The organism is Thioalkalivibrio sp. AKL9 (assembly GCF_000377825.1).
In the GTDB taxonomy this organism is placed as follows: domain Bacteria; phylum Pseudomonadota; class Gammaproteobacteria; order Ectothiorhodospirales; family Ectothiorhodospiraceae; genus Thioalkalivibrio; species Thioalkalivibrio versutus.
Genome location: NZ_KB905109.1, coordinates 62,771 through 84,398, shown reverse-complemented (window position 1 = coordinate 84,398; position 21,628 = coordinate 62,771). Strand labels below are relative to the sequence as shown.

Genomic DNA, 21,628 nt, shown 5'->3' with positions numbered 1-21,628 from the left:
CCTCTGAAACCACCGGATTCCGACGGCGTGCGGCATTCCAGAGATTGCCACGGCCCCTCCGGGGCCTCGCAATGACGGGTAGTCGTATGGGTCATTGCGAGGAGCGCAGCGACGCGGCCATCCGTCCGGAAGACCCATGGGACTCGGGGGCTTGGCGAACGATCGCCACGGGCCCTGGCAATGACGGTGTGCGGAACGATCTCGGTGGCACCCCCACGGAGGCCCTCGCAACGACACCCCATTCTGCCTAAGCTAGAGCCATGCTCGTATTGCTCGAATACCTGATCGTCACTTTCCTCGCGGTGTTCGTCATCGTGAATCCACTGACGACCGCGTTCATCTTCACCGCAATGCTGCCGCGCGCCTCCGAGGAGAAGCGCCGCTCCACCGCCCTGCGCTCGGTCAAGGTCGCCACGGCCCTGCTGTTCGCCTTTGCACTGCTGGGCGGGGTGATCTTCCAGCTGTTCGGGATCACGCTGGCGGCGTTCCGCATCGCCGGGGGCATCATCCTGTTCGGCATCGCGATCGGCATGATCCGGCAGAAGGCGGCCAGCGAGCGCGAAACCGCCGAGGAGGTGAAGGCCGACAAGGGGCAGGTGACCGAGGACATCTCGGTCATCCCGCTGGCCATCCCGTTCATGAGCGGGCCCGGGGCGATTGCGACGGTCATGATCCTGACCAGCGAGGCCCCCACCATCTATCACCTGGTCCTCGTGTTCCTGGCGGTGCTGGCCTGCATGGTCGCGTGCTACTACGCGATGGTCCATTCGCGCTATCTGGTGAAATTCCTCGGGGATACCGGCAAGGACATCCTGACCAAGGTGTTCGGTCTGATTCTCGCGGTCCTGGCCGTGCAGTTCGTGATCAACGGGGTCAGCGACGCCGCCGTCGGCTTCCTGCTGGATACCCAGATGCTCGACGGGACCGAGATCGAGGACCCGCGCCTGCCGCCGCGCGAAAACGATTGAGCCGGCGCGCCGGCTATCCCTTCGCCCCGGAGACCCAGGCGCGCAGGGTCGCGACATCCACCACCGAGCCTTCCAGTGCCGGACCGGCCAGGACCGTCGCGGGCTGATCCACCTCACCGAACCCGTCCAGCACGGCCAAGGCGCCATCAAACGCCTGCTCGCGGGTGTAGTCGTTCGTCGTGACCACGACCTCCAGCCCCGCCCCCCGGGCGGAACGCACACCGTTATCGGAGTCCTCCAGGGCCAGACACGCCTCCGCCGGCAGATTCATCGCCTCCAGTGCATGGGTAAAGATATCCGGAGCCGGCTTCTTGGCCGGCACGATGTCGCCGGCGGAGATCACCTCGAAGCGGTACGGGCCCTCGCTTCCGAGCGTGGCCTCCAGCAGGGCCGTGACGTTCTCGGGTGTGGTGGTCGTGGCGATCGCCAGGCGCAGACCCTCGGCCTCCGCCTCGTCCAGCAGCCGCCGCACCCCCGGCCGCAGCGGGATCGCGCCGGTCTCCAGCAGGGCCACGTAGTGCCGCGTCTTGGCCGCATGCAGCTCGCGAATACGCGCATCGATCCCCGGCTCGTTCAAGACCTCGGGACGGTCCTCGGACAGGTACTGGCGGATGCGTTCCTTGCCGCCGGTCACGCGCAGCAACTCGCCGTAGCGCGCGATGCTCCAGTCCCAGTCCAGGCCCGCGTCCGCGAACGCCTTGTTGAAGGCGACGCGATGACCGTCGCGTTCAGTGTCCGCCAATGTGCCGTCGACATCGAAAATCAGCGCCTGCAATTCCGTCATCCCGTTATTTCCGCCTTTTCCCGTATCTCGCTGAAAAACCGGCCGTGAGCCCGCACATTCCCGGCATCCAACCGAGACCAGGCACCAACAGTCATGGCACGGGACTTGCCCGGCCCGCCCGACTCTGGTACTAAGTGCGCCTCATTTTTCCAGCCGGAGAAAGCCCGCATGGCTGCTGACGAAAAGACCGACAAGCCCTCCACCCAGCACATGGTCGCCGGGGGCATTGCGCCCTACGAGCCGAAGCCGGACGAAGATTACATGAATCCGGATCAGCTCGAGCATTTCCGCAGCCTGCTGCGGGCATGGCGCCAGGAGCTGGCCGAGGAAGTCGATCGCACCGTGGGGCACATGCGCCAGGACGCGTCCAACTTTGCCGATCCGGCCGACCGCGCCACCCAGGAAGAGGAGTTCGGCCTGGAACTGCGCTCCCGCGACCGCGAACGCAAGCTGTCGAAGAAGATCAACGAGGCGCTGCGCAAGATCGACACCCACGATTACGGCTACTGCGAGACCTGCGGCGTGGAGATCGGCATTCGCCGCCTGGAGGCCCGCCCGACGGCCACCATGTGCATCGACTGCAAGCAGCTCGACGAGATCAAGGAAAAGCAGCGCGCCTGATCCCGGCCGGGCCGTGACGGTCACGCCCGAACGGATTACCCGGGCCGACCGCTATGTCGGCCGGTTTGCCCCTACCCCTTCCGGCCCGCTGCACGCGGGCTCCCTGCTGGCCGCCGTCATCTCCTGGCTCGATGCCCGGAGTACCGACGGCCGCTGGCATCTGCGAATCGACGATATCGACGCCCCCCGGGTTCACCCGGGGGCGGCCGATGCCATTTTCCATGCCCTCGAGGCCTTCGCCCTGGTCTGGGATGGCCCCGTCACCTGGCAAAGCCAACGCGGTCCCGCCTATCAGCGCGCCCTGGACACCCTGTTGGCGTCGAACCTGGCTTTCCCCTGCGGCTGTACCCGCAAGGACCTGGCCGCGCGCGGCCGGCCGGGCTGGGAAGGGCCGATCTATCCAGGGACCTGTCGCCACGGCCTGCCGCCCGAACGCGAGCCACGGGCCGTGCGTGCCCGGGCGACCACCCGCTACTGGACGATCGCGGATCGCTTTCTGGGTACGGTCGCCTTCGATCTGGAGGCACTCGGAAGCGACTTCGTGATCCGCCGGGCGGATGGCATCGTCGCCTACCAGCTCGCCACCGTAGTGGACGACCTGGACCTGGGCGTAACCCGCGTGGTGCGCGGGATCGACCTGCTCGGCTCCACCCCGCGCCAGATGCAGCTCTACGAGGCGCTGGGCGCCACCCCACCGGCCTATGCCCACCACCCGGTCCTTGTCGCGCCCGGCGGCGACAAGCTGGCCAAGGCCACCGGAGCCGAGGGCATCCACGCGGATACCGCCCGGCGGCAGCTGGCCGACACCCTGACGGTGATCGGCCTGGCCCCGGGCGACGCCCAGGCACCCGACGCACCGGAGGCCCAGCTGGCCGAAGCCCTGGAGCGCCTGCAGGGACACACCCTCGGCGACCACCTGCCATTGCCGGCGGCACTGCCCGGGGCCGCGCGCGCGGTGTAGACTCGCCGCATGCTCTCCACCCGCGCGCCAACCCGGACGGCCCCGCAGGATCGCTCGCCCGCGCACCGCAAGGTGCTTGCGAGCGGCTGACGATGGACGCCCCTCGCGCCATCCTGATCGCCCTGCTGGGCGCATTGCTGTTTCTGAGCCCGCTGGTCCTCTGGGTTGCCTACCTGAGTCCTGCCTGGTGGTGGCCCTTCACGGCCTGGGCGCTGTTCGTCGTGGCCATCGCGGCACTGAGCCGGAGCGGGCGCCGTGACCCTTAGCCTGGGTCTGATCTACGCGGTCGGGGTGGCCTACCTCGCCCTGCTATTTGGCATAGCGTTCCTGGCCGACCGCGTCCCCCGAGTAGGCCGACTGGCGGCCAATGGCTGGGTGTTCAGTCTGTCGCTGGGGGTATACGCAACGTCCTGGACCTTCTACGGCAACCTTGGTTTCCTCGCCGACCAGGGCTACCTGTACCTGACCATCTACCTCGGCGTGACCCTGGCCTTCGCCGCCACCCCCTGGCTGCTGCGCCCCCTCCTGCGCCTGACCCGCGAGCAGCAGCTGACCTCGCTGGCCGACCTGTTCGCCTTTCGCTACCGCAGCCGCTTCACCGGGCCCGTGGTCGCCCTGTTCATGCTCGCCGGGGTACTCCCGTACATCGCGCTACAGATCAAGGCCGTGGCCGAGTCCGCCGCCGTACTGACCGCGGAGACCCCGCCGCATCTGCTCGCCCTGACCTTCAGCGGCACCATCGCGCTGTTCGCGATCCTGTTCGGCGCCCGCCACATCGCCCCGCGCGAAAAGCACGCCGGTCTGGTGCTGGCCATCGCCTTCGAGTCCATCGTCAAGCTGCTCGCCATCCTCGCGATTGCCGCCGTGGCGCTGTACGCCGTGTTCGGCGGCCTCGGCGGGCTGAACGACTGGCTGGCCGCCCATCCCGAAGCGGTCGATGCGCTGTACGAGCCGGTACGCCAGGGCGGCTGGTTCGCGATGATGATCCTGGCCTTCGCGGCCGCCTTCCTGCTGCCACGCCAGTTTCACATGCTGTTCACCGAGAACATCAACCCGCAGGCACTGAACACCGCGGCCTGGGCCTTCCCCGCATTCCTGCTGCTGCTGAACCTGCCGATGCCGGTGCTCTACTGGGCCGGGGAGGCGGCCGGGCTGGGCATCTCGCCCAACTATTACGCCATCGGCATCGCCGGGTTGCTGGAGTCGCCCAGCCTCGCCCTGCTGGTCTTCATCGGTGGGTTGTCCGCCGCCAGCGCGATGATGATCGTGACCACCCTGGCGCTCGCCCATATGGGAACCAACTACCTCTCGCCACTGACCCGACTGCACGAAGAGGAGCGCAGCGCCAACCTCTACACCCGCCTGCTTTGGGGGCGGCGCATCTGGATCGTGTTCATCATCGGGCTCGGCTATGCCTTCTACGGCCTGCTGCAGGTCGTCGAGGGCCTCGCGCAGCTGGGTCTGATCTCGTTTGCCGCGGTGGCGCAACTTCTGCCGGGCCTGATCGGCCTGATGCTGTGGAAACAGGCGACCCGGGTCGGATTTCTCTTGGGCCTGGGGGCCGGGATTGCCGGCTGGGCGTTCACCCTCGTCATGCCTTTGCTGTCGGATGCCGGGATCGCGACGGCCCTGCCCGACCCGCAACGCCTCTTGCGCGCGGAGATGCTGGACCCGTGGACCTTCGCGCTAATGCTGAGCCTGGGCGTCAACGCGGTCCTGTTCGTCGTCGGCTCGCTGCTGACCCGGCCGAACCCCGAGGAGGCCGAGGCCGGCCGGGCCTGCTGCCCTAACGAATCCACCGCCACCGGCGCGGGCCTGCCACTGGCGGGCGACGTCACCGAAATGGAGACCGCACTTGCGGCCACCCTGGGCCCGGGCACGGCGCGCCACGAGGTCCAGCGCGCCCTGGATGATCTCGGCCTGCCCCGCCATACGCGTTCACGCGGCGATCTGCGCCACCTCCGCGAACGGATCGAGCGCAATCTCTCCGGCCTGCTGGGGCCGGTACTGGCTCGCATGATCGTCGACCAGCACCTGCGCCTGGATGCCGCCGGGCGCCACACCCTGAGCGAAAGCCTGCGGCGGATCGAGGAACAGCTGGAGACCCGCCCCTTGCCGCTGTCCGGCCTGGCGGCCGAGCTGGACGCCCTGCGCCGCTTTCATCGCCAGATCCTGCACGAGCTCCCGCTGGGGGTAGCCAGCCTCACCAATACCGGCGAGATCACCGGCTGGAACCAGGCCCTGGCCCAGCTCACACAGGTCGCTACGGAAGACGCCGTGGGCCAGAACATCGGTCAGCTCGAGAGCCCCTGGAGCGGCCTGCTGACCGCCTTCCTGGAGAGCCCGGACCGCCAGTGGTACAAGCTGAACGTGGATCTGCCCAGCGGCAACCGCCGCCTGAACCTGCACCGCTCCGAACTGCAGGATGCCCAGGGTCAGGTGGAAGGCCGCGTGGTCCTGATCGAGGACGTGACCGAACGCGCCCAGCTCGAGTCCGAGATCGCCCACGGCGATCGCCTGGCCTCCATCGGCCGCTTTGCCGCCGGGGTCGCGCACGAGATCGGCAATCCACTGACCGGTATCGCCTCGCTGGCGCAGACCCTGCCCCTGGAGGACGACCCGCAGGAGATCCACGGCATCGCCGACGACATCCTCGCCCAGACACGGCGCATCAACGCCATCGTCCAGTCGCTGATCACCTTCGCCCACGCCGACGAAGGCCCATCGGCCGGACACTTCGAGACCATCGCACTGGACGAGCTCGTGGCCGAGGCCATCCGCCTGATGCGCCTGGCCGGGCGCAACGACCTGCAATTCACGACTTCGGGCCTCGCGGGGCTGCACGTCCGCGGCTCGCATGCCACGCTGTTGCAGGTGTTCATCAACCTGCTGACCAACGCCGAGCAGGCCTCGCCCGAAAACGCCACCGTCGCCATCGCGGCCCGGCTCCACGGACGGCATGTCCAGATCACCATCGACGACGCCGGCCCCGGAATCGACGAATCCAGCCTGGAACGCCTGTTCGAGCCGTTCTTCACCACCAAGCCGGCGGGCCAAGGCACCGGCCTGGGCCTGCCGGTGGCCTACAGCATCGTGCGCGACCACGGTGGTACCCTGATGGCCGCCAACCGCCCCGAAGGCGGGGCCCGATTCCTGCTCACGCTGCCACGCGACGACTCATGACCCGCATCCTCCTGGTTGACGACGAAGCCCCGATCCGCCGCGCCGTGCGGCGGTTCCTGGAGCATCACGGCTTCGAGGTCGGCGTGGCCGAAAACCTGGCCGAGGCGCGGGCGCTGGCAGCCGCCGATCCCTACGATCTGCAACTGGTGGATCTGCGCCTGCCGGATGGCGAAGGGATCGAGCTGCTGCCGGAATTCGCCCACACGCCCACGGTCATCATGACCAGCTATGCGTCGGTGCCCTCCGCGGTCAACGCGATGAAGGAAGGGGCTGCCGACTACATCGCCAAGCCCTTCGATCACGACGCCCTGCTGCTGACCCTGCGTGCCGCGCTGCGCGAGCGCGCCGAGCGCGACCGCCCCAACACCGAACCCGACGACGAGGGAACCGATTCCGCTCCGCGCCCCGGACTGGGCCTCATCGGCGAGAGCCAGGCCATGCAGCAATTGCGTGATCAGATCCGGCGTGTGGCCATGACCCACTCCACGGTATTGCTGCGCGGCGAGTCCGGTACCGGCAAGGAGCTCGCCGCGCGCGCCCTGCACGAGCTGAGCCCGCGCGCTAGCGGCCCGTTCGTCGCGGTCAATTGCGCCACCATCCCCGAGGGTCTGGTCGAGGCCGAGCTGTTCGGTCATGCCCAGGGTGCCTACACCGGTGCGGTCAAGGCGCGCACCGGCCTGATCCAGAGCGCCCACGGCGGCACGCTGTTCCTGGACGAGATCGGCGAACTGGCGCCTGCGGCCCAGGCCCGCCTGCTACGGGTCCTCCAGGATGGCGAGCTCCGCCCGGTCGGGTCCAACGAGAACCTGAAGGTGGATGTGCGCCTGCTGGCGGCCACCCACCGCGACCTCGAGGCCATGATCGAGGAACAGGCCTTTCGTGCCGATCTCTACTACCGCCTGCGGGTCCTGGAATTGTCCATCCCGCCCCTGCGCGAAAGGCGCGAGGACATCATCCCCCTGGCACGGCATTTCCTCGAGGCACTGGCCGGTTCGGGGCCAGTGCCACAACTGTCACACGCGGCACGCCAGGCACTGGAGTCGCAAGATTGGCCCGGCAACGTGCGCGAGCTGGCGAACGCCCTGGAACGCGGGTGGGTACTGAGCCCGGACGGCTGTATCGAAGCGGACCACATGGGACTCTCGACGGGCACTCCGGCCCGGGACGACGAGATCCCCAACCCCGCGTTTCCGACCCGCAAGGGCAAGGGCTCGAGCCTGAACGAGTATTTCCGGCACTTCGTGCAGGAAAACCAGGGCAGCATGACCGAGACCGAGCTGGCCCGGGCCCTCGGCATCAGCCGCAAGACCCTGTGGGAACGCCGTCAGCGTGAGAATCTCCCCCGCCCGCGCGGCTGAATCGGTGGCGGCATCCCCCGCAGCCCAGCGGGTCTTTCTGGCCCTGTGGCCCGACGACCCCACACGCGCCACACTAGCCCGCCTCGGCCAGGAACTCGACGGCCCCGGCCGACCGGTCCCGCGCGATCACCTGCACCTGACGCTGGCCTTCGCCGGAACGATCCCGGTCGGACAGGCCGACTGTCTGGCCGGGCGCATCACGGAACTCGCCTGCGCGCCGATCGACCTGACCCTGGATCATCTGGGCCACTTCACCGGGCCGCGCATCACCTGGGCCGCTCCTGCCGAGCCGCCCGCCGCACTGACCGACCTCGCCGAGCAGGCACATGCCCTGTGCAACGACTGCGGTATCGACCTCGGTCCGCCGCGCCCCTTCCGACCCCACGTGTCCCTGCGACGCCACGCCGCGCCGCCCGACACCGAACGCATCGAACCGCCCCTGCGCTGGCTGGCGGACACGATTGCGCTGATCGAGTCGGGAAAAGACGGCCATCCCGGGCCCTACCGCATCCTCGCCCGAACCTGACCAGCCCACCCGCACGGCAGGCCAGCGGCGGCCGCGAGAGTCGGACCAGCCGCGAGAGTCGGATCAATCGAGGGGCGGAAGGTTATCCGTTGCCGAAGGGTCGGCTGGCTGGGCGGGGTCTGCCGGATCGGCTGGCTGGGTTCCGGTACCCGGTCGCGTCGGTGTTCCCTCGCCCAGCGGCGGTGCATCCTCGCCCTGGGGCTGGCGCTGCTGTCCCAGCGGGGGCGCATCCTGGGGCTGCCCCTGCCCTTGAGGTTGACCCTGTCCCTCAGGCGGCTGGCCCTGCCCCTGGGGCGGAGTCGGCGCTCCGCTTTGCCCCGGTGCCGGCTGGCCACCGCGCTCCATCTGCCCGGGAGCTTTTTGCCCCTGCCTGCGCTGGCCGGGCTGCTCCGGCGGCTGCCCCTGAGGCATGCCCTGCCCACGCTCCTGACCCTGGCCGCGCGGCATGCCGCCCTGGCCCGGGACCTGCTGACCACCGGCCGGCGGGGCACCCTGTTCGGCGGGCGGCATACCCTGGCCCATTCCGCCCTGTGGGTCTCCATGTTGCGGGGCCTGCGCGTATGCCGAACCGGCGGCAAACAGTGAACCCAGCGCGATGGCCAGGGCCGTGCTGCGAAATCTCGTCATTGGGAGCCTCCTGCGGGCTGTAAGGGCGTTTATTCAGGCCCCCTTGATAGCAGCCAGACCCCGCGCGCCCCAAGGGTGACAGTCGAGTTCCCGGAAATTCCGCGAAACACTTCACTCCATGGAAACTCGATTCCCCGGACCCGGTGCGTCCCTAATTCTTCAACGCCACCGGGACGGTGAACATCAACAAACCATAGTCCGCCTCGTACTGTTCCTTGAACCGGGCTGCGATGCGATCGCACAACTCGGCCGAAGCCACCACCTCGACCTTGATATTGCCACCCTGGCGCCAGTTGCCCCGGCGCTTGCCATGCCGGCCCCAGCCGCGCGCGTCAGTCACCGTGTAGCCGGCCGCACCCATGCCGCGCACCTCGTCGATCAGCATCTCCTCCAGGATCGCCTCGGCCACCACCGTCAGCAGATGCATGTCATCGGATTCCATCGCGCTAGCCTCCCAGCGAATAAAGGGTCTGGGCCATCCAGAAATAGAGCGGTACACCCAGGAAGATATTGAACGGGAACGTGACCCCAAGCGAGGCGCCAATCGAAAGCGCCGGATTGGCCTGGGGCACCGCGATACGCATGGCCGCCGGTGCGGCGATGTAGGAGGCACTCGCATAGAGGGTCGCCAGCAACAGCGTACCGCCCATCGACATGCCCAGCGCATACCCCAGCAGCGTACCCAGGACGGCCGAGACGATCGGCATCACGATCGCGAAGGTCACCAGGAAGAAGCCGTACTGGCGCACGTCGGCGATGCGACTGGAGGCGACCAGCCCCATCTCCAGCAGGAACAGCGCAAGCACGCCCTTGAACAGGTCGAAGAACATCGGCTCCAGCGGCTCGATGTGCACGGGACCCGCGATGAAACCGATCACCAGGCCGCCGGCCAGCAGGAAGATACTCTTGCCGAAAAACACTTCGTGCATGGTCTTGCCCCAGCGCGTCGGGCCCTTGCTGCCCATGCGCGCCAGCAGGATGCCGATGATCAGGGCCGGCATCTCCAGCAGCACCAGGAAGACCACCATGTGGCCCTCGTAATCGATCCCGCGCGAAGCCAGCAGGGCCACGGCGACCGAGAAGGTCACCACCGAGACCGAGCCATAGTGCGCCGCGATCGAGGCCGAGTCCGCCCGCGGCATGCGCCCCACCCAGCGCAGAACCGGGAACGCGATCAGCGGGATCAACGAACCTACCGCCAGCACCGCCAACCCCGGCAGCAGCAAGGGCAACAGCTCGCTCTCGGCCAGCTTGACCCCGCCCATCAGGCCAATCGCCAGCAACAGATAGATCGAAAGCGCCTCGTAGATCGCCATCGGGATCTTCAGATCCGACTTGGCGAGGCCCGCAATGGCGCCCAGCAGGAAGAACAGTACAACCGGATCGAATGCCATCTCGCCTCCGTGTGCTGAAGCCGCAATGCGCTGCAACTCGCACCCTAATCGTAGGCGAGACCCGCCCGGCAGAAAACCATTGCGTGGCAACAAGCCCCGTCATCTAATCTAGGCTTGAAGAGAAGTCTTCCCGGCACGAGGACAGCTGCATGACGCGCATCCTTTTCCGCTTCTGCGGCTTCGGCCCGATCCGCCACACCCTGATCGGGCAGAACGGCGGTGATGCCGCCGCCCGCGAACGCTGGCTGAAGAAGATGCGCGAGCTCGGACACGCGGCACGGTAACCCTGTGGCCGGTACACTCGTGCGGTCTTCCGACCGGCCGTGCGCGTGAATCACAACGACCACCCCCTAAGCGAAGTACCGGACCATGCCCGCAAGGGCTTCTGGTCCATGGCCGTGGTGCTGTTCGGGTTCACCTTCTTTACCTCGACCCTGTGGGCCGGCGGGTCGCTGGGCCTGGCGTTCAGCTTCGGCGAGCTGATGCTGGTGATCGCACTGGGCAACCTGCTACTGGGGACCTACGCGGCCACGCTCGCCTACATCGGCTGCAAGAGCGGACTGCACACGGTCCTGATGGGGCGTTTCTGCTTCGGGGAATGGGGCAGCAAACTCTCCGACATCATCCTCGCGTTCACCCAGATCGGCTGGTACGCCTGGGGCACGGCCACCGTCGCGATCATCCTGGTCGAGACCACCGCACTGCCGGAACCGATGGAAGTCGGGCTGATGGTGCTGTTCGGGTTCGCCTTCTGCATCACCGCGATGATCGGCTATCGCGGTCTCGACTGGCTTTCCCGCGTCGCGGTACCGGTCATGCTCCTGTTCATCCTGTTCACGCTGTTCATCGGGATCGGCGACGCCGGCGGCCCCGGCGGCCTGCTTGGTCAGGACCCGCGCACCGAGATGGATTTCCACGCCGCCCTCACCATCGTGATCGGCACCTTTGTTGGCGGTGCAACCCTCGCCACCAACTGGACCCGCTTCGCCCGCACCCCGCGCATTGCGGTCATCGCGACCCTGGCGGCCTTCGTGCTCGGGAACGGATTAATGGTGCTGACCGGCGCGCTGGGCGCCCTGATCTACCACGAGGCCGACATCGTCCACGTCATGCTGGCGCAGGGCTTCGTGACGATCACGGTACTGATGCTCCTGCTGAACATCTGGAGCACCCAGGACAACACCATCTACAACTTCGGCGTGGCCGGCTGCAATCTGCTGCGCACCCAGCGCCGGCGGCTGGTCACCGTGCTCGGGGCCGCGATCGGGACGGCCCTCGCGGTCGCCGGGATGCATGACTATCTGGTGCCGTTCCTGATCCTGCTGGGGACCTTCATCCCGCCGCTCGGTGGCGTGATCGTCGCCGACTTCTGGCTGCGCCATCGCGGGCAATACCCCCGCCTGGGCTCGGCCCGCCTGCCCGGGTTCCACTGGCCCGGCCTGCTGGCGTACGCGGCGGGATCCGCCGCGGCGTACTACGCACCCGTGGTACCTCCTCTGCTGGGCGTCATCGTGGCAACGGCTGCCTATGCCGTCCTGATGGCTCCCGCCTCACCCGCCGCGTGGCGCCCGCGCCAGGGAAGTGCGGATTGAAGACTGATCAAAGCCCTGGCAGGTTCGGTGCCGGTGGCATCGGTGGTTTCGGAGGATCGGACGGGTCCGGCAGCGGCGGATCGTCCGGAGTCGGCGCCGAGGATGAACCGGGCGCCCGCGGGAGATCCAGGCGCTGATCGGGGCGCGAGTCGCCGCGGCGCTGCCCCGGCGGGGTCCCACCATGCCCGGGCGGCCAATTGCCCGCCGCGGGCGTGTCGCCACTGGCGCCCGGAGATCCGGGCGGCGGCCCGCCCGACGGCTGAGCCTGCGCGCCACCGAACGCCAGCACGGCGCCCATGACCGCAACCTGCGTCAGGGAACGAAAGAGGGACTTCATGCCACTCACTCCTTGCGTCGTTGCCTGCCCCTGAGGCGTCCGCGCGTACCCATGATTCCCCGCAGCATGTGACTCTGCCAAGTCCATCACGTCCAGGGAAACACGTTTCAGCGCTCCTTAAGCCTCGACCACCAGCTGTTGGAACAGCCCACCCAGGATCACCAGCGCGAAGCCGGCGTACAGGCCCGCCACGACGTCGTCCATCATGATCCCGTGGCCGTCGTGCCACTTTTCATCAAAGTAGTTCGCCGGCCAGGGCTTGAGGATGTCGAACACCCGGAACAGCAGGAAGCCGACGACCACCCACATCAGCCCCGCCGGGGCAAACGCCAGCGTGATGAGCATGCCGGCCCATTCGTCCCAGACGATGCCGGGATGATCGTGCACTCCCAGCTTGCGCGCACTTTCGCCACAGATGTGGAAGCCGGCCATCACCACGACCACGGTGATCGCAAGGTAGGCCCACTCCGGGAAATTCATGATCGCGAAGTACAGCACCAGTGCACCCAGCGAGCCGGTGGTACCCGGTGCCCAGCGCGACAGGCCACTACCGAAGCCGAACGCCAACAGGTGAATGGGATCGCCGAACACGGTCTTCACCGATGGCATCTTCGGATTACGGATCTTCTGCTCCGGCATGGCTCCCCTGTCCCTATTCTTTATTCTGTGTTCGCGAAATGATCGTGGCCCGCCCGCGCCACGTCCAACCGTTGCCCGTTTGCGTCCTCCACCACCACACCCGCACCCTCGGTGCACTCACCGATCACGGTCAGCGGGACGCCCACGCTGAACGCGAGCAGGTCCAGCGACTCCCCCGGCGGGAGGGCGAACAGCAGCTCGTAGTCCTCGCCACCGCCCAGTGCGCAGGAGCGAGCCTGCTGCTCGGACACCTCCGCCAGCAGCGGGTCGCGCGGGACGCTGGGCCAGTCGATTCGCGCACCGCAACCCGAGGCGGCACACAGATGGCCCAGGTCCGCCAGCAGGCCGTCAGAGATATCGATGGCGGCCCGTGCGCGGTTGCGCAGACCACGGCCCAGACTCAGACGCGCCGCGGGCCAGAACAGCCGGGCGCAGGCGGGGCTCGAGGCGTCTACGGGACCCCCCTCTGCACGCCGCTGCGTCTCGTGGGCCAACCCGCAGGCCGCTCCGCCCAGCGCACCGGAAACCACCAGGCGATCGCCAGGCCGGGCACCTTCGCGGCGCAGCGCCTGGCCGGCGGGCACCTCGCCCAGGACCGTCACGCTGATCGCCAGCGGACCCCGGTTGGTATCCCCGCCCACCAGCGGGATCCCGACCTCCTCGGCCAGCGCCAGAAAGCCGTGGCTGAAGCCCGCCAGCCAGTCATGATCCACACGCGGCAGGGTCAGCGACAGCACCGCGCCCAACGGCTCGGCCCCCATCGCGGCCAGGTCACTGAGATTGGAGGCCAGGGCCTTGTGGCCGGCGCTTGCCGGCGGGTGATCAGGAAAGAAGTGGGTGCCCTCGACCAGGGTATCAACGGTGACGACCAATTCGTGGCCGCTACGCACGGCCAGCAGGGCGGCATCGTCTCCGATGCCCAGACGCACGCCATCGGCAACCGCGCCCGCGCTCGGCGTGCCGAAGTAGCGCTGAATCAGATCGAATTCGGACTCGGGGCCGGCCATGGCCGTGGTGCTGACCCGCCCGGGGTCAGCGCGGGGCGGAACGCTCGGGGCCGCGCAGGTCGGCGGAGAGCCGGTCCAGCACGCCGTTGATGTAGCGATGCGACTGCTCGGCGCCATAGCGCTTGGCCAGGTCGACGGCCTCGTTGATCACCACGCGGTAGGGCACCTCCATGCGTTCGACCAACTCCCATTGGCCCAACCACAGCAGGGCGTGCTCCACCGGATCGAGCTGATCCAGCGGGCGGCCGAGGTACGGCTCCATGCGGGCATCCAGGGCCTCGCGGTCAGCGGTCACGCCGATCAGGAGTTCGCGGAAGTACTCCGCATCCGCCTTGGCGTGTTCCTCGTCGTCACGGAACTCGGCCAGGATGTCCTTCGGGTGGGCGCCCGTGAGCTGCCAGGAATAAAGCGCCTGCATCGCGCGCCGACGCGCGAAGGAACGCGCATGCCGCGCGCGCTGCTCGGGCGTGCTGCGCGGGCGCCGGGCCCGAGCGGACTTGCCGGCATCGGCATCCTTGCGCGGGGCACCACCTTCGGGGCGGGGATCAGAGGGTTCAGTCACGGCAGACCTGTTCGGGTGGACGGATAACACTGGTAGGCAGTGCGGAATCAGCCGCGCAGCTGGCGCATCAGGCTGACCATCTCGATCGCGCCCATGGCGGCATCGGCGCCCTTGTTGCCGGCCTTGGTGCCGGCGCGCTCGATCGCCTGCTCGATGGAGTCGGTGGTCAGCACACCGAAGCTGATCGGCAGGTCCTCCGCCATCTGCACCTGCGCCAGGCCCTTGGCCGCCTCGCCCGCGACGTAATCGAAATGCGGCGTCGAACCACGAATCACGCAGCCCAGGGCGATCACGCCATCGTACTGCCCGGAACGCGCCATGGCCTGCGCCGCCAACGGCAGTTCATAGGCACCCGGAACACGGGCGATCGTAAGGTTCGTCTCCTGCACCCCATGGCGCTTCAGGGTATCCACGGCCCCTTCCAGCAGGCGTTCGACGATCAGGCTGTTGAAGCGCGCCAGCAGCAGGCCATAGCGATGGTCGGCGGCGTCGGTGAATACGCCTTCCAGGGTCTTGATCTCGGACATGATGAGCTTCCGGTTGGGCAGATGACGGACCTGTCGGTCCAGTAAGTCGATCGGGCTAGGGAGCCGCTAGTGTAGCACCGCGGCTCCCGCCATCGGGGCTACTCGTGGACGTAGTCCACGACCTCCAGGCCAAAGCCACCGAGGCCATGGAAGCGCTTCGGAGCGGACATCAGCTTCATGCGCCCGACGCCGCAGTCGGCCAGGATCTGCGCGCCGATCCCGTACATGCGCCATTCGGCGGAGTTCTCGCGCCCGCTGCGTTCCTCCGGCGCGGGCTGACCGATGTTCTCCAGGCGCTGGGCCAGAGCGTCGGCACTCTCGTGTTTGCGCAGCACCACCACCACGCCCGCACCCGCCTCGTCGATCCGGCGCAGGGCGTCGTCCAGCGGCCAGCCACGATCCGGGCCGGCATAGCCGAGGGTGTCGCACAGGGTGCTCTCCAGATGCACGCGCACCAAGGTGTCCTGGTCGGGCTTCGGCTCGCCGCGCACCAGGGCAAAATGCAGTTCGTGGTCCACTTCGTCCTCGAACGCCAGCAGGCGGAACTCGCCATGCTCGGTCGGGAACGGACGCTCGGAGACCCGCCGGACGGTCTTCTCGTTCTCGATGCGGTAGCGGATCAGGTCCTCGATGGTGCCCATCTTCAAGTCGTGCTCGGCACAGAAGCGCTCGAGGTCCGAACGCCGCGCCATGCTGCCGTCCTCGTTCAGGATCTCGACGATCACTGCGGCCGGCTCGGCCCCGGCCAGGCGCGCCAGGTCACAACCCGCCTCGGTATGCCCGGCGCGCACGATCACCCCGCCCGGCTGCGCCATCAGCGGGAACACGTGGCCCGGCTGGACGATGTCCTCGGGCTTCGCATTGGGCGCCACGGCGGTGCGGATGGTGTGCGCGCGATCGTAGGCGGAGATTCCGGTGGTCACGCCCTCGGCCGCCTCGATCGACAGCGTGAAGTTGGTGCCGTGCACGTCGTTGGTGTCGGTCACCATCAACGGCAGCGCCAGCTGCTTGCAGCGCTCGCGGGTCAGCGTCAGGCAGATCAGCCCCCGGCCGTACTTGGCCATGAAGTTGATGTCTTCCGGGCGCGCGTGCGAGGCGAGCATCAGCAGATCGCCTTCGTTCTCGCGATCCTCGTCATCGACGATGACCACCATGCGTCCGGCCTGAAGCTCTTCCAGGATGGTTTCGGTATTGGAAAATTCCATAGATTCCTGCTTTCGGCCGCGCAGTTAGTCGCGCGAACCGGAGTGATTGGGAAAGCCCTGCTCGGCCAGCCAGGCCTCGGACAGATCGCCCGCCTGCCCGCCCGGCTCGGCCGCGCGATCGCCCAGCATCAGGCGTTCCAGATAGCGAGCGATCAGGTCCACCTCCAGGTTGACCGGCGTGCCCACTGCGTACACGGCAAACCGGGTCAGTGACCAGGTGTGCGGGATGATGTTCACCTCGAACTCGGCACCGTCCACCCGGTTCACCGTCAGGCTGGTGCCGTCAATGGTGATCGAGCCCTTGGCCGCGATGTAGCGGGCCAGCGGGGCCGGCGCGCGAAAACGCACGCGGGTGGAGCGCGCGTCCGGCTCCATCGCCACGACTTCGCCCACACCGTCGACATGCCCGGACACCATGTGCCCGCCCAGGCGATCACCCAGCGCCAGCGCGCGTTCGAGATTCACCCGATCCCCCGGACCGAGATGGCCCAGCGTGGTGACATCCAGCGACTCCCGCGAGACATCGGCGGCAAAGCCATTGCCCGGCAGATCGGTCACCGTCAGGCAGACCCCATTGACCGCGATCGAATCCCCCAGGCGGGTATCCGACAGGTCCATCCCGGTCGCATTGACGTGCAAGCGCACATCGCCCCCGCTGGGGGTGAGGCGCTCCAGGCTGCCAAGGGTCTCGATGATTCCGGTAAACATGGATGTCCACTCGTTCGGTCGGGTCCGGAGCACAATGCCGGGCCACAGGCGCCCCATCATAGGGAAACGCTAATGAATTCGCACCACGACCCGGGCGTTTATAGTGGCAACGCCTGTCCTCGCAAGTCCTTCAAGGGCCATCACGAAGCCCACGAAGACACGAAGCAGGGTCAATGGCGATTGCAGATCGGAAGGCCTTGGAACGAAGCCGAACAGGGGGCCCTATGGTTTATCCAGCGCCGAGGCGTTGGATTGCCGCGCCTCGAGCTCCATCATCCTCCCCGTCTTCCTGTCGATCGCTCTTGCGACTTGCCCTGCCCTCTCTTCCTGTCGTCGTGCGCTTCGTGATGCAAACAAGCCCTTAGGAACGCGGACGGGCAAGCAGGCGCAGGGTATCGCCAACCCAGCGGGTGTCGACGACTTCGAGTTCGGCGCGTTCGGCCATGCGGGCCAGTGGCCACTCCACCAGGGGACGGGCGCTGGAGCCCATCAGCAACGGCGCCTGGTAGATCAGCCACTCGTCAACCCAGCCACCGCGGGCGAGCGCACCGGCCAGGCCGGGGCCGGATTCCACGTGGAGCTCGTTGACCTCTGCCCGTCCCAGCTCCGTAAGCACCGCACCCAGATCAAGCCCGCCCTCGGCAGATTCCTCCGCCAGCGGCACGGCCCGCACCTCGGCACCCTTGCCGCGCAGGGCATCCGCCGCAGGCGAGCCCACCACATCGGGACTGGTGAGGATCCAGACCGGCCCGTCACGCAGGATCTGCGAGCCCGGGGGCGTGCGCAGGCGCGCATCGAGGATGACGCGCAGTGGCTGCCGGGTCGGCAGATCGTGATACCGCGGGTCATCCGGGAAGCCGGCGTGGGCAGCCAGATCAAACGGCCTCATGCGCACATTCAGGCGCGGGTCATCGCCGACCACGGTGCCACTGCCGGTGACGATCGCCCCGGCCCGCGCCCGCCACAGTTGCACGTCGCGCCGCGCCGCCTCGCCGGTGATCCACTGCGACTCGCCGGAGGCCATGGCCGTCCGCCCGTCCAGGCTCGCAGCCAGCTTGACCCGCACCCAGGGGCGCCCCTGCTCCATGCGCTGCACGAAGCCGGGGTTCAGCGCCCGTGCCTCGGCCTCCAGCACGCCGCTGTCGACCCGGATACCGGCCGCCTGCAAGGCATCGATCCCGCCCCCGCATACCTGTGGGTTCGGATCCAGCATCGCGATCACGACCCGCGCGACGCCCGCCCGGATCAGCGCATCGGTACACGGCGGGGTGCGGCCCTGATGACTGCAGGGCTCCAGGGTCACGTAGGCGGTCGCGCCTTGCACGGCCTCACCGGCCGCTTGCAGCGCGTTCACCTCGGCATGCACCTCGCCGGCCTTCCAGTGCAGGCCCGCGCCTACCTCCCGGCCGTCGCGCACGATAACGCAGCCCACCCGCGGATTCGGATCCGCGGTGAAGCGGCCGTAATCCGCCAGTTTCAGGGCGCGCGCCATGTGCCGGCGGTCGGCAATGACCTGCTCGGTCGTCGGCGCTTCCATTACATCCCCTCCTGCGAGCCGCCGTCCGTCTCCGGGGTGGCCCGCCCGTCCGCCGCGGATTCCGGGGCGTTTCCGGTCGCCTCCTCGTCGATCAGACGCATCTGCGAACGGCGCATCTCCGGGCTAAGGTCATCCTCCAGCCGTTCGATCGCCTCACGGAAGGACTGCACACTGGCGAAGCTGAGATAGATAGAGGCAAAACGGATATAGGCCACATGGTCCAGCCCGTGCAAGGCCGCCAGCACCATTTCGCCGATGCGGTCGGACTTCACCTCGGGGGCCGTGACGGCCGAAAGCTGGCGCTTGATGTCGTCGATCACGCGCTCGACATCATCGGTCTTCACCGGGCGCTTGTGCAGTGCCCGGCGCAGTCCGCTGCGCAGCTTTTCCTCGTCGAAGGCGACCCGTTCACCGGAACGCTTGACCACCCGCGGCAGGCTGAACTCCGCCCGCTCGAAGGTGGTAAAGCGCGCACCACAGGCACGGCACTGCCGCCGGCGCCGGATCTGTTCCTGCTCCGGGCCGGCCACCCGCGAATCGACCACGCGGGTGTCCTGATCATGACAGGACGGACAGCGCATCCCGGGCCCCGTCAGCCGGCCAACTGGCGGTGGTTATTCGCCGTGACCGTACACCGGGAAGCGACGGCAGATCTCGAGGACCTTCTCGCGGGTCGCGTCGATCACCTGCTCGTTCTCGTGATCATCCAGCACGTCGGCGATCCAGCCGGCCAGCTCGCGGGACTCGGACTCGGTGAAGCCGCGAGTGGTCAGCGCGGCGGTGCCGATGCGAATGCCGGAGGTCACGAACGGGGACTGCGGATCGTTCGGCACGGCGTTCTTGTTGACCGTGATGTTGGCGCGGCCCAGCGCGGCATCCGCAGCCTTGCCGGTCATGCCCTTGGCGACCAAGCTCAGCAGGAACAGGTGGTTGTCGGTACCGCCGGAGACGATATCGAAGCCACGCTCCACCAGCACCTCGGCCATCGCGCGGGCGTTGGCGATCACCTGCTTCTGGTAGGTCTTGAACTCCGGCTCCAGGGCCTCCTTGAACGCTACCGCCTTGCCGGCGATCACGTGCATCAGCGGACCACCCTGGGTGCCCGGGAAGATTAGCGACTGGAACTTCTTGTTCAGTTCCGGCTGCCCCTTGGAGATGATGAAGCCGCCACGCGGCCCGCGCAGGGACTTGTGCGTGGTGGAGGTGACCACATGGGCGTGGTCGATCGGGTTGGGGTACTCGCCGGCAGCGATCAGGCCGGAGACGTGGGCCATGTCGACCATCAGGTAGGCACCGACGCTATCCGCGATCTCGCGGAAGCGCATCCAGTCGACCACGCGCGAATAGGCGGAAAAGCCGGCGACGATCATCTTCGGCTGGTGCTCGGTGGCCAGGCGCTGGACCTCGTCGTAGTCGATCAGGCCCTCGTCGGTGATGCCGTACTGCACCGCGTTATAGATCTTGCCGGAGAAGTTCGGCTTGGCACCGTGGGTCAGGTGGCCGCCGGCGTCCAGGCTCATGCCCAGGACGGTGTCATGCGGCTGCAGCAGGGCCATGTACACCGCGGCGTTGGCCTGGGAGCCGGAATGCGGCTGCACGTTGGCGTAGTCGGCGCCGTAGAGCTGCTTCAGGCGATCGATCGCCAGCTGCTCAACCACGTCGACGTGCTCGCAACCGCCATAGTAGCGCTTGCCCGGGTAGCCCTCGGCGTACTTGTTGGTCAGCACCGAACCCTGCGCTTCCATCACGCGCGGGCTGGTGTAGTTTTCCGACGCGATCAGCTCGATGTGCTCTTCCTGACGCTGCGACTCGTCGCGGATGGCATTCCAGAGGTCGTCATCGTAGCCGTGGATACTCATGTCGATCGAAAACATTCGGGTCTCCCGTTCAAAGCGTTGGATTCAGCGGATTTCGGCGCGCCAGCTACTTGGGGCGCTGCCGCAAAAAGGCCGCCAATCATACGCCATCCGGCCCTTCTTTTCAGGCCGGGCGTCTCCCGACACGGCCGCTGCGGACCACCGAGCCCCCTTCCAAGACCGGTGTTTCGCAAGTCCGATCAGGCACTTTGATGCCCGGCCGCACCCCGGGAAGACCAGAGGCACAAACCCCTTCCGCTCATCCGGAAAACGGGCCGCGTGCGCTTGCTCCAACGCCTTAGTTCGGCCCTTCGATTCGACGGACGTCGACGTCGTGGCGGGTCGGGTATACCGGCAGGCCGAACTGGTTGTAGACCGCCACATCGGCCGCATCACGGCCATAGCCTACGACCACGTAGCCACCCCGCAACTCGGCCTGGGTCGCATCAAAGGTGTACCAGCGCCCCCCGACGAAGGCCTCGAACCAGGCATGCATGTCCATCGGCTGCAGGCCGTGCAGGTACCCGACCACCATGCGCGCCGGGATACTGAGACTGCGGCACAGTGCAATCCCGAGATGCGCCAGGTCGCGACACACCCCGCTCCCGCGCTGATTCACCTCCGCGGCCGAGATCGGGATATCGCTGGTCCCCGGGAGATATTCGATGCGCTCGCGCAGCCACTGCTCGATGGCCGCCACCTGGTCGTAACCCAGCCACTGGCCGGCAGTGATTTCGGTCGCCATCAGGTTGAAGCGATCCGATTCGCAGAACCGGCTCGGCAGGAGATAACTCAGTACGGCATCCGGCAGGGACTGCACCTCGACAAACGGTGCGCCCGGGGCCCGGTCGAGGGCCTCGGCCGTCTGCACCTCCGCCGCGGTATGGATGGAGAACGTCCCTGGCGGCGCGATCAGGCGCTGGCAGAGGTTGCCGTAGATGTCGACGAACTCGGACACCGGCGCCGTCGGCACCAGGCGATATTCCTCGCGCGCGACCCATTGCAGCGGGCCACTGCGCGGTCGCAGCATCAGCACAAACGGCGTGGGTTCGACGATCTCGAACTCGAAGTCACAACGGGTCTCGAGCCACATGAACGGGGCCTCTTGGGGTGAACCTCCTACACTACGCCCTGCCCGGCGGCGGGGCTACACGTAGGTGGCCCTGGCAGCCGGCTGCGACCGTGTACATTGGCCCGCGATTCCCTACACTTCCGAAATCGCCTGTTCCCCGGAGC

The 21,628-nt window shown here is 67.6% G+C and carries 22 protein-coding genes and 1 pseudogene; 10 read left to right on the top strand and 13 right to left on the bottom strand.

The features are described 5' to 3' along the window. Nucleotides 1-260: 260 nt before the first annotated feature. Nucleotides 261-968, top strand: coding sequence for a MarC family protein (locus tag D573_RS0108080; RefSeq protein WP_018169417.1), 708 nt, complete (start codon nucleotides 261-263; stop codon nucleotides 966-968). A gap of 13 nt (nucleotides 969-981) precedes the next feature. Here the strand turns inward: D573_RS0108080 and D573_RS0108075 are convergent, their stop codons facing one another. Further along, nucleotides 982-1,752 carry an HAD family hydrolase gene (locus D573_RS0108075; protein WP_018938474.1) on the bottom strand — a complete coding sequence of 257 codons (771 nt, stop codon included), beginning with the start codon at nucleotides 1,750-1,752 and terminating at the stop codon, nucleotides 982-984. 168 nt (nucleotides 1,753-1,920) lie between these two features. On the opposite strand from D573_RS0108075, the gene dksA reads away from it, so the two are divergent. The 7 genes from dksA to D573_RS0108040 all read left to right on the top strand — a co-directional run bounded on the left by dksA (nucleotide 1,921) and on the right by D573_RS0108040 (nucleotide 8,986). Beyond that, nucleotides 1,921-2,373 (top strand): RNA polymerase-binding protein DksA, encoded by a 453-nt coding sequence (gene dksA, locus D573_RS0108070; RefSeq protein WP_018146088.1) that lies wholly within the window; start codon nucleotides 1,921-1,923, stop codon nucleotides 2,371-2,373. A 13-nt stretch (nucleotides 2,374-2,386) separates the two neighbouring features. Next, nucleotides 2,387-3,334: a tRNA glutamyl-Q(34) synthetase GluQRS gene (gene gluQRS, locus D573_RS0108065; RefSeq protein WP_018938473.1), complete on the top strand. Its 948-nt coding sequence runs from the start codon at nucleotides 2,387-2,389 to the stop codon at nucleotides 3,332-3,334. Nucleotides 3,335-3,426: 92 nt separating this feature from the next. Continuing rightward, a complete protein-coding gene (locus tag D573_RS14680; protein WP_018146090.1) occupies nucleotides 3,427-3,600 on the top strand; it encodes a hypothetical protein in 174 nt (57 codons plus the stop codon). Beyond that, nucleotides 3,590-6,517 carry an ATP-binding protein gene (locus D573_RS0108055; RefSeq protein WP_018938472.1) on the top strand — a complete coding sequence of 976 codons (2,928 nt, stop codon included), beginning with the start codon at nucleotides 3,590-3,592 and terminating at the stop codon, nucleotides 6,515-6,517. The genes D573_RS14680 and D573_RS0108055 overlap by 11 nt, the downstream gene beginning before the upstream one ends. Beyond that, nucleotides 6,514-7,875: a sigma-54 dependent transcriptional regulator gene (locus D573_RS0108050; protein ID WP_018938471.1), complete on the top strand. Its 1,362-nt coding sequence runs from the start codon at nucleotides 6,514-6,516 to the stop codon at nucleotides 7,873-7,875. The genes D573_RS0108055 and D573_RS0108050 overlap by 4 nt, the downstream gene beginning before the upstream one ends. Before the next feature lie 4 nt (nucleotides 7,876-7,879). Beyond that, nucleotides 7,880-8,401, top strand: coding sequence for an RNA 2',3'-cyclic phosphodiesterase (gene thpR, locus D573_RS0108045; RefSeq protein ID WP_018938470.1), 522 nt, complete (start codon nucleotides 7,880-7,882; stop codon nucleotides 8,399-8,401). Between the two features lie 360 nt (nucleotides 8,402-8,761). Continuing rightward, complete coding sequence (locus D573_RS0108040; protein WP_018938469.1) at nucleotides 8,762-8,986, top strand: hypothetical protein; 225 nt, start codon at nucleotides 8,762-8,764, stop codon at nucleotides 8,984-8,986. Between the two features lie 193 nt (nucleotides 8,987-9,179). Here the strand turns inward: D573_RS0108040 and D573_RS0108035 are convergent, their stop codons facing one another. Together D573_RS0108035 and D573_RS0108030 are read right to left on the bottom strand one after the other, a co-directional pair. Further along, nucleotides 9,180-9,470 (bottom strand): hypothetical protein, encoded by a 291-nt coding sequence (locus tag D573_RS0108035; protein WP_018169410.1) that lies wholly within the window; start codon nucleotides 9,468-9,470, stop codon nucleotides 9,180-9,182. A gap of 4 nt (nucleotides 9,471-9,474) precedes the next feature. Beyond that, entirely contained in the window at nucleotides 9,475-10,422 is a 948-nt protein-coding gene (locus D573_RS0108030) for a sodium-dependent bicarbonate transport family permease (RefSeq protein ID WP_018169409.1), read from the bottom strand. 155 nt (nucleotides 10,423-10,577) lie between these two features. On the opposite strand from D573_RS0108030, the pseudogene D573_RS14580 reads away from it, so the two are divergent. Next, nucleotides 10,578-10,706 (top strand): annotated as a pseudogene (locus D573_RS14580) (flavodoxin family protein); the annotation flags it as partial. Nucleotides 10,707-10,751: 45 nt separating this feature from the next. Further along, on the top strand, nucleotides 10,752-12,014 hold the full coding sequence (codB, locus tag D573_RS0108020; protein ID WP_026287966.1) for a cytosine permease: 1,263 nt from the start codon (nucleotides 10,752-10,754) through the stop codon (nucleotides 12,012-12,014). Between the two features lie 454 nt (nucleotides 12,015-12,468). Here codB and D573_RS0108015 read toward each other — a convergent pair whose 3' ends face one another. The 10 genes from D573_RS0108015 to D573_RS0107970 all read right to left on the bottom strand — a co-directional run bounded on the left by D573_RS0108015 (nucleotide 12,469) and on the right by D573_RS0107970 (nucleotide 21,485). Then, a complete protein-coding gene (locus D573_RS0108015) occupies nucleotides 12,469-12,990 on the bottom strand; it encodes a phosphatidylglycerophosphatase A (RefSeq protein ID WP_018938466.1) in 522 nt (173 codons plus the stop codon). A 20-nt stretch (nucleotides 12,991-13,010) separates the two neighbouring features. Further along, the gene (gene thiL, locus D573_RS0108010) at nucleotides 13,011-13,997 is read right to left on the bottom strand and encodes a thiamine-phosphate kinase (RefSeq protein WP_018938465.1); all 987 of its coding nucleotides are present in this window, start codon (nucleotides 13,995-13,997) and stop codon (nucleotides 13,011-13,013) included. A 25-nt stretch (nucleotides 13,998-14,022) separates the two neighbouring features. After that, nucleotides 14,023-14,559 (bottom strand): transcription antitermination factor NusB, encoded by a 537-nt coding sequence (nusB, locus tag D573_RS0108005; protein WP_018938464.1) that lies wholly within the window; start codon nucleotides 14,557-14,559, stop codon nucleotides 14,023-14,025. Nucleotides 14,560-14,606: 47 nt separating this feature from the next. Continuing rightward, nucleotides 14,607-15,086 carry a 6,7-dimethyl-8-ribityllumazine synthase gene (ribE, locus tag D573_RS0108000; protein ID WP_018169400.1) on the bottom strand — a complete coding sequence of 160 codons (480 nt, stop codon included), beginning with the start codon at nucleotides 15,084-15,086 and terminating at the stop codon, nucleotides 14,607-14,609. 98 nt (nucleotides 15,087-15,184) lie between these two features. Further along, entirely contained in the window at nucleotides 15,185-16,291 is a 1,107-nt protein-coding gene (gene ribBA, locus D573_RS0107995) for a bifunctional 3,4-dihydroxy-2-butanone-4-phosphate synthase/GTP cyclohydrolase II (RefSeq protein ID WP_018938463.1), read from the bottom strand. 24 nt (nucleotides 16,292-16,315) lie between these two features. Beyond that, on the bottom strand, nucleotides 16,316-16,999 hold the full coding sequence (locus D573_RS0107990) for a riboflavin synthase (protein ID WP_018938462.1): 684 nt from the start codon (nucleotides 16,997-16,999) through the stop codon (nucleotides 16,316-16,318). Nucleotides 17,000-17,360: 361 nt separating this feature from the next. Further along, nucleotides 17,361-18,536, bottom strand: coding sequence for a bifunctional diaminohydroxyphosphoribosylaminopyrimidine deaminase/5-amino-6-(5-phosphoribosylamino)uracil reductase RibD (gene ribD, locus D573_RS0107985; RefSeq protein WP_018938461.1), 1,176 nt, complete (start codon nucleotides 18,534-18,536; stop codon nucleotides 17,361-17,363). Continuing rightward, nucleotides 18,536-19,117 (bottom strand): transcriptional regulator NrdR, encoded by a 582-nt coding sequence (nrdR, locus tag D573_RS0107980; RefSeq protein ID WP_018176383.1) that lies wholly within the window; start codon nucleotides 19,115-19,117, stop codon nucleotides 18,536-18,538. The genes ribD and nrdR overlap by 1 nt, the downstream gene beginning before the upstream one ends. 33 nt (nucleotides 19,118-19,150) lie before the next feature. After that, entirely contained in the window at nucleotides 19,151-20,410 is a 1,260-nt protein-coding gene (gene glyA, locus D573_RS0107975) for a serine hydroxymethyltransferase (RefSeq protein WP_018938460.1), read from the bottom strand. A 280-nt stretch (nucleotides 20,411-20,690) separates the two neighbouring features. Further along, on the bottom strand, nucleotides 20,691-21,485 hold the full coding sequence (locus D573_RS0107970) for a transglutaminase family protein (RefSeq protein ID WP_018146108.1): 795 nt from the start codon (nucleotides 21,483-21,485) through the stop codon (nucleotides 20,691-20,693). Nucleotides 21,486-21,628 lie beyond the last annotated feature (143 nt).

Bases quoted from the DNA above. Each gene is read 5' to 3' on its own strand.
- ribD (WP_018938461.1), bottom strand. From the start codon at position 18,536: ATGGAAGCGCCGACGACCGAGCAGGTCATTGCCGACCGCCGGCACATG.
- ribE (WP_018169400.1), bottom strand. From the start codon at position 15,086: ATGTCCGAGATCAAGACCCTGGAAGGCGTATTCACCGACGCCGCCGAC.
- D573_RS0108030 (WP_018169409.1), bottom strand. From the start codon at position 10,422: ATGGCATTCGATCCGGTTGTACTGTTCTTCCTGCTGGGCGCCATTGCG.
- thiL (WP_018938465.1), bottom strand. From the start codon at position 13,997: ATGGCCGGCCCCGAGTCCGAATTCGATCTGATTCAGCGCTACTTCGGC.
- D573_RS14680 (WP_018146090.1), top strand. From the start codon at position 3,427: ATGGACGCCCCTCGCGCCATCCTGATCGCCCTGCTGGGCGCATTGCTG.
- D573_RS0108035 (WP_018169410.1), bottom strand. From the start codon at position 9,470: ATGGAATCCGATGACATGCATCTGCTGACGGTGGTGGCCGAGGCGATC.
- D573_RS0107970 (WP_018146108.1), bottom strand. From the start codon at position 21,485: ATGTGGCTCGAGACCCGTTGTGACTTCGAGTTCGAGATCGTCGAACCC.
- D573_RS0108050 (WP_018938471.1), top strand. From the start codon at position 6,514: ATGACCCGCATCCTCCTGGTTGACGACGAAGCCCCGATCCGCCGCGCC.
- nrdR (WP_018176383.1), bottom strand. From the start codon at position 19,117: ATGCGCTGTCCGTCCTGTCATGATCAGGACACCCGCGTGGTCGATTCG.
- D573_RS0107990 (WP_018938462.1), bottom strand. From the start codon at position 16,999: ATGTTTACCGGAATCATCGAGACCCTTGGCAGCCTGGAGCGCCTCACC.
- glyA (WP_018938460.1), bottom strand. From the start codon at position 20,410: ATGTTTTCGATCGACATGAGTATCCACGGCTACGATGACGACCTCTGG.
- ribBA (WP_018938463.1), bottom strand. From the start codon at position 16,291: ATGGAATTTTCCAATACCGAAACCATCCTGGAAGAGCTTCAGGCCGGA.
- D573_RS0108080 (WP_018169417.1), top strand. From the start codon at position 261: ATGCTCGTATTGCTCGAATACCTGATCGTCACTTTCCTCGCGGTGTTC.
- D573_RS0108015 (WP_018938466.1), bottom strand. From the start codon at position 12,990: ATGCCGGAGCAGAAGATCCGTAATCCGAAGATGCCATCGGTGAAGACC.
- D573_RS0108075 (WP_018938474.1), bottom strand. From the start codon at position 1,752: ATGACGGAATTGCAGGCGCTGATTTTCGATGTCGACGGCACATTGGCG.
- dksA (WP_018146088.1), top strand. From the start codon at position 1,921: ATGGCTGCTGACGAAAAGACCGACAAGCCCTCCACCCAGCACATGGTC.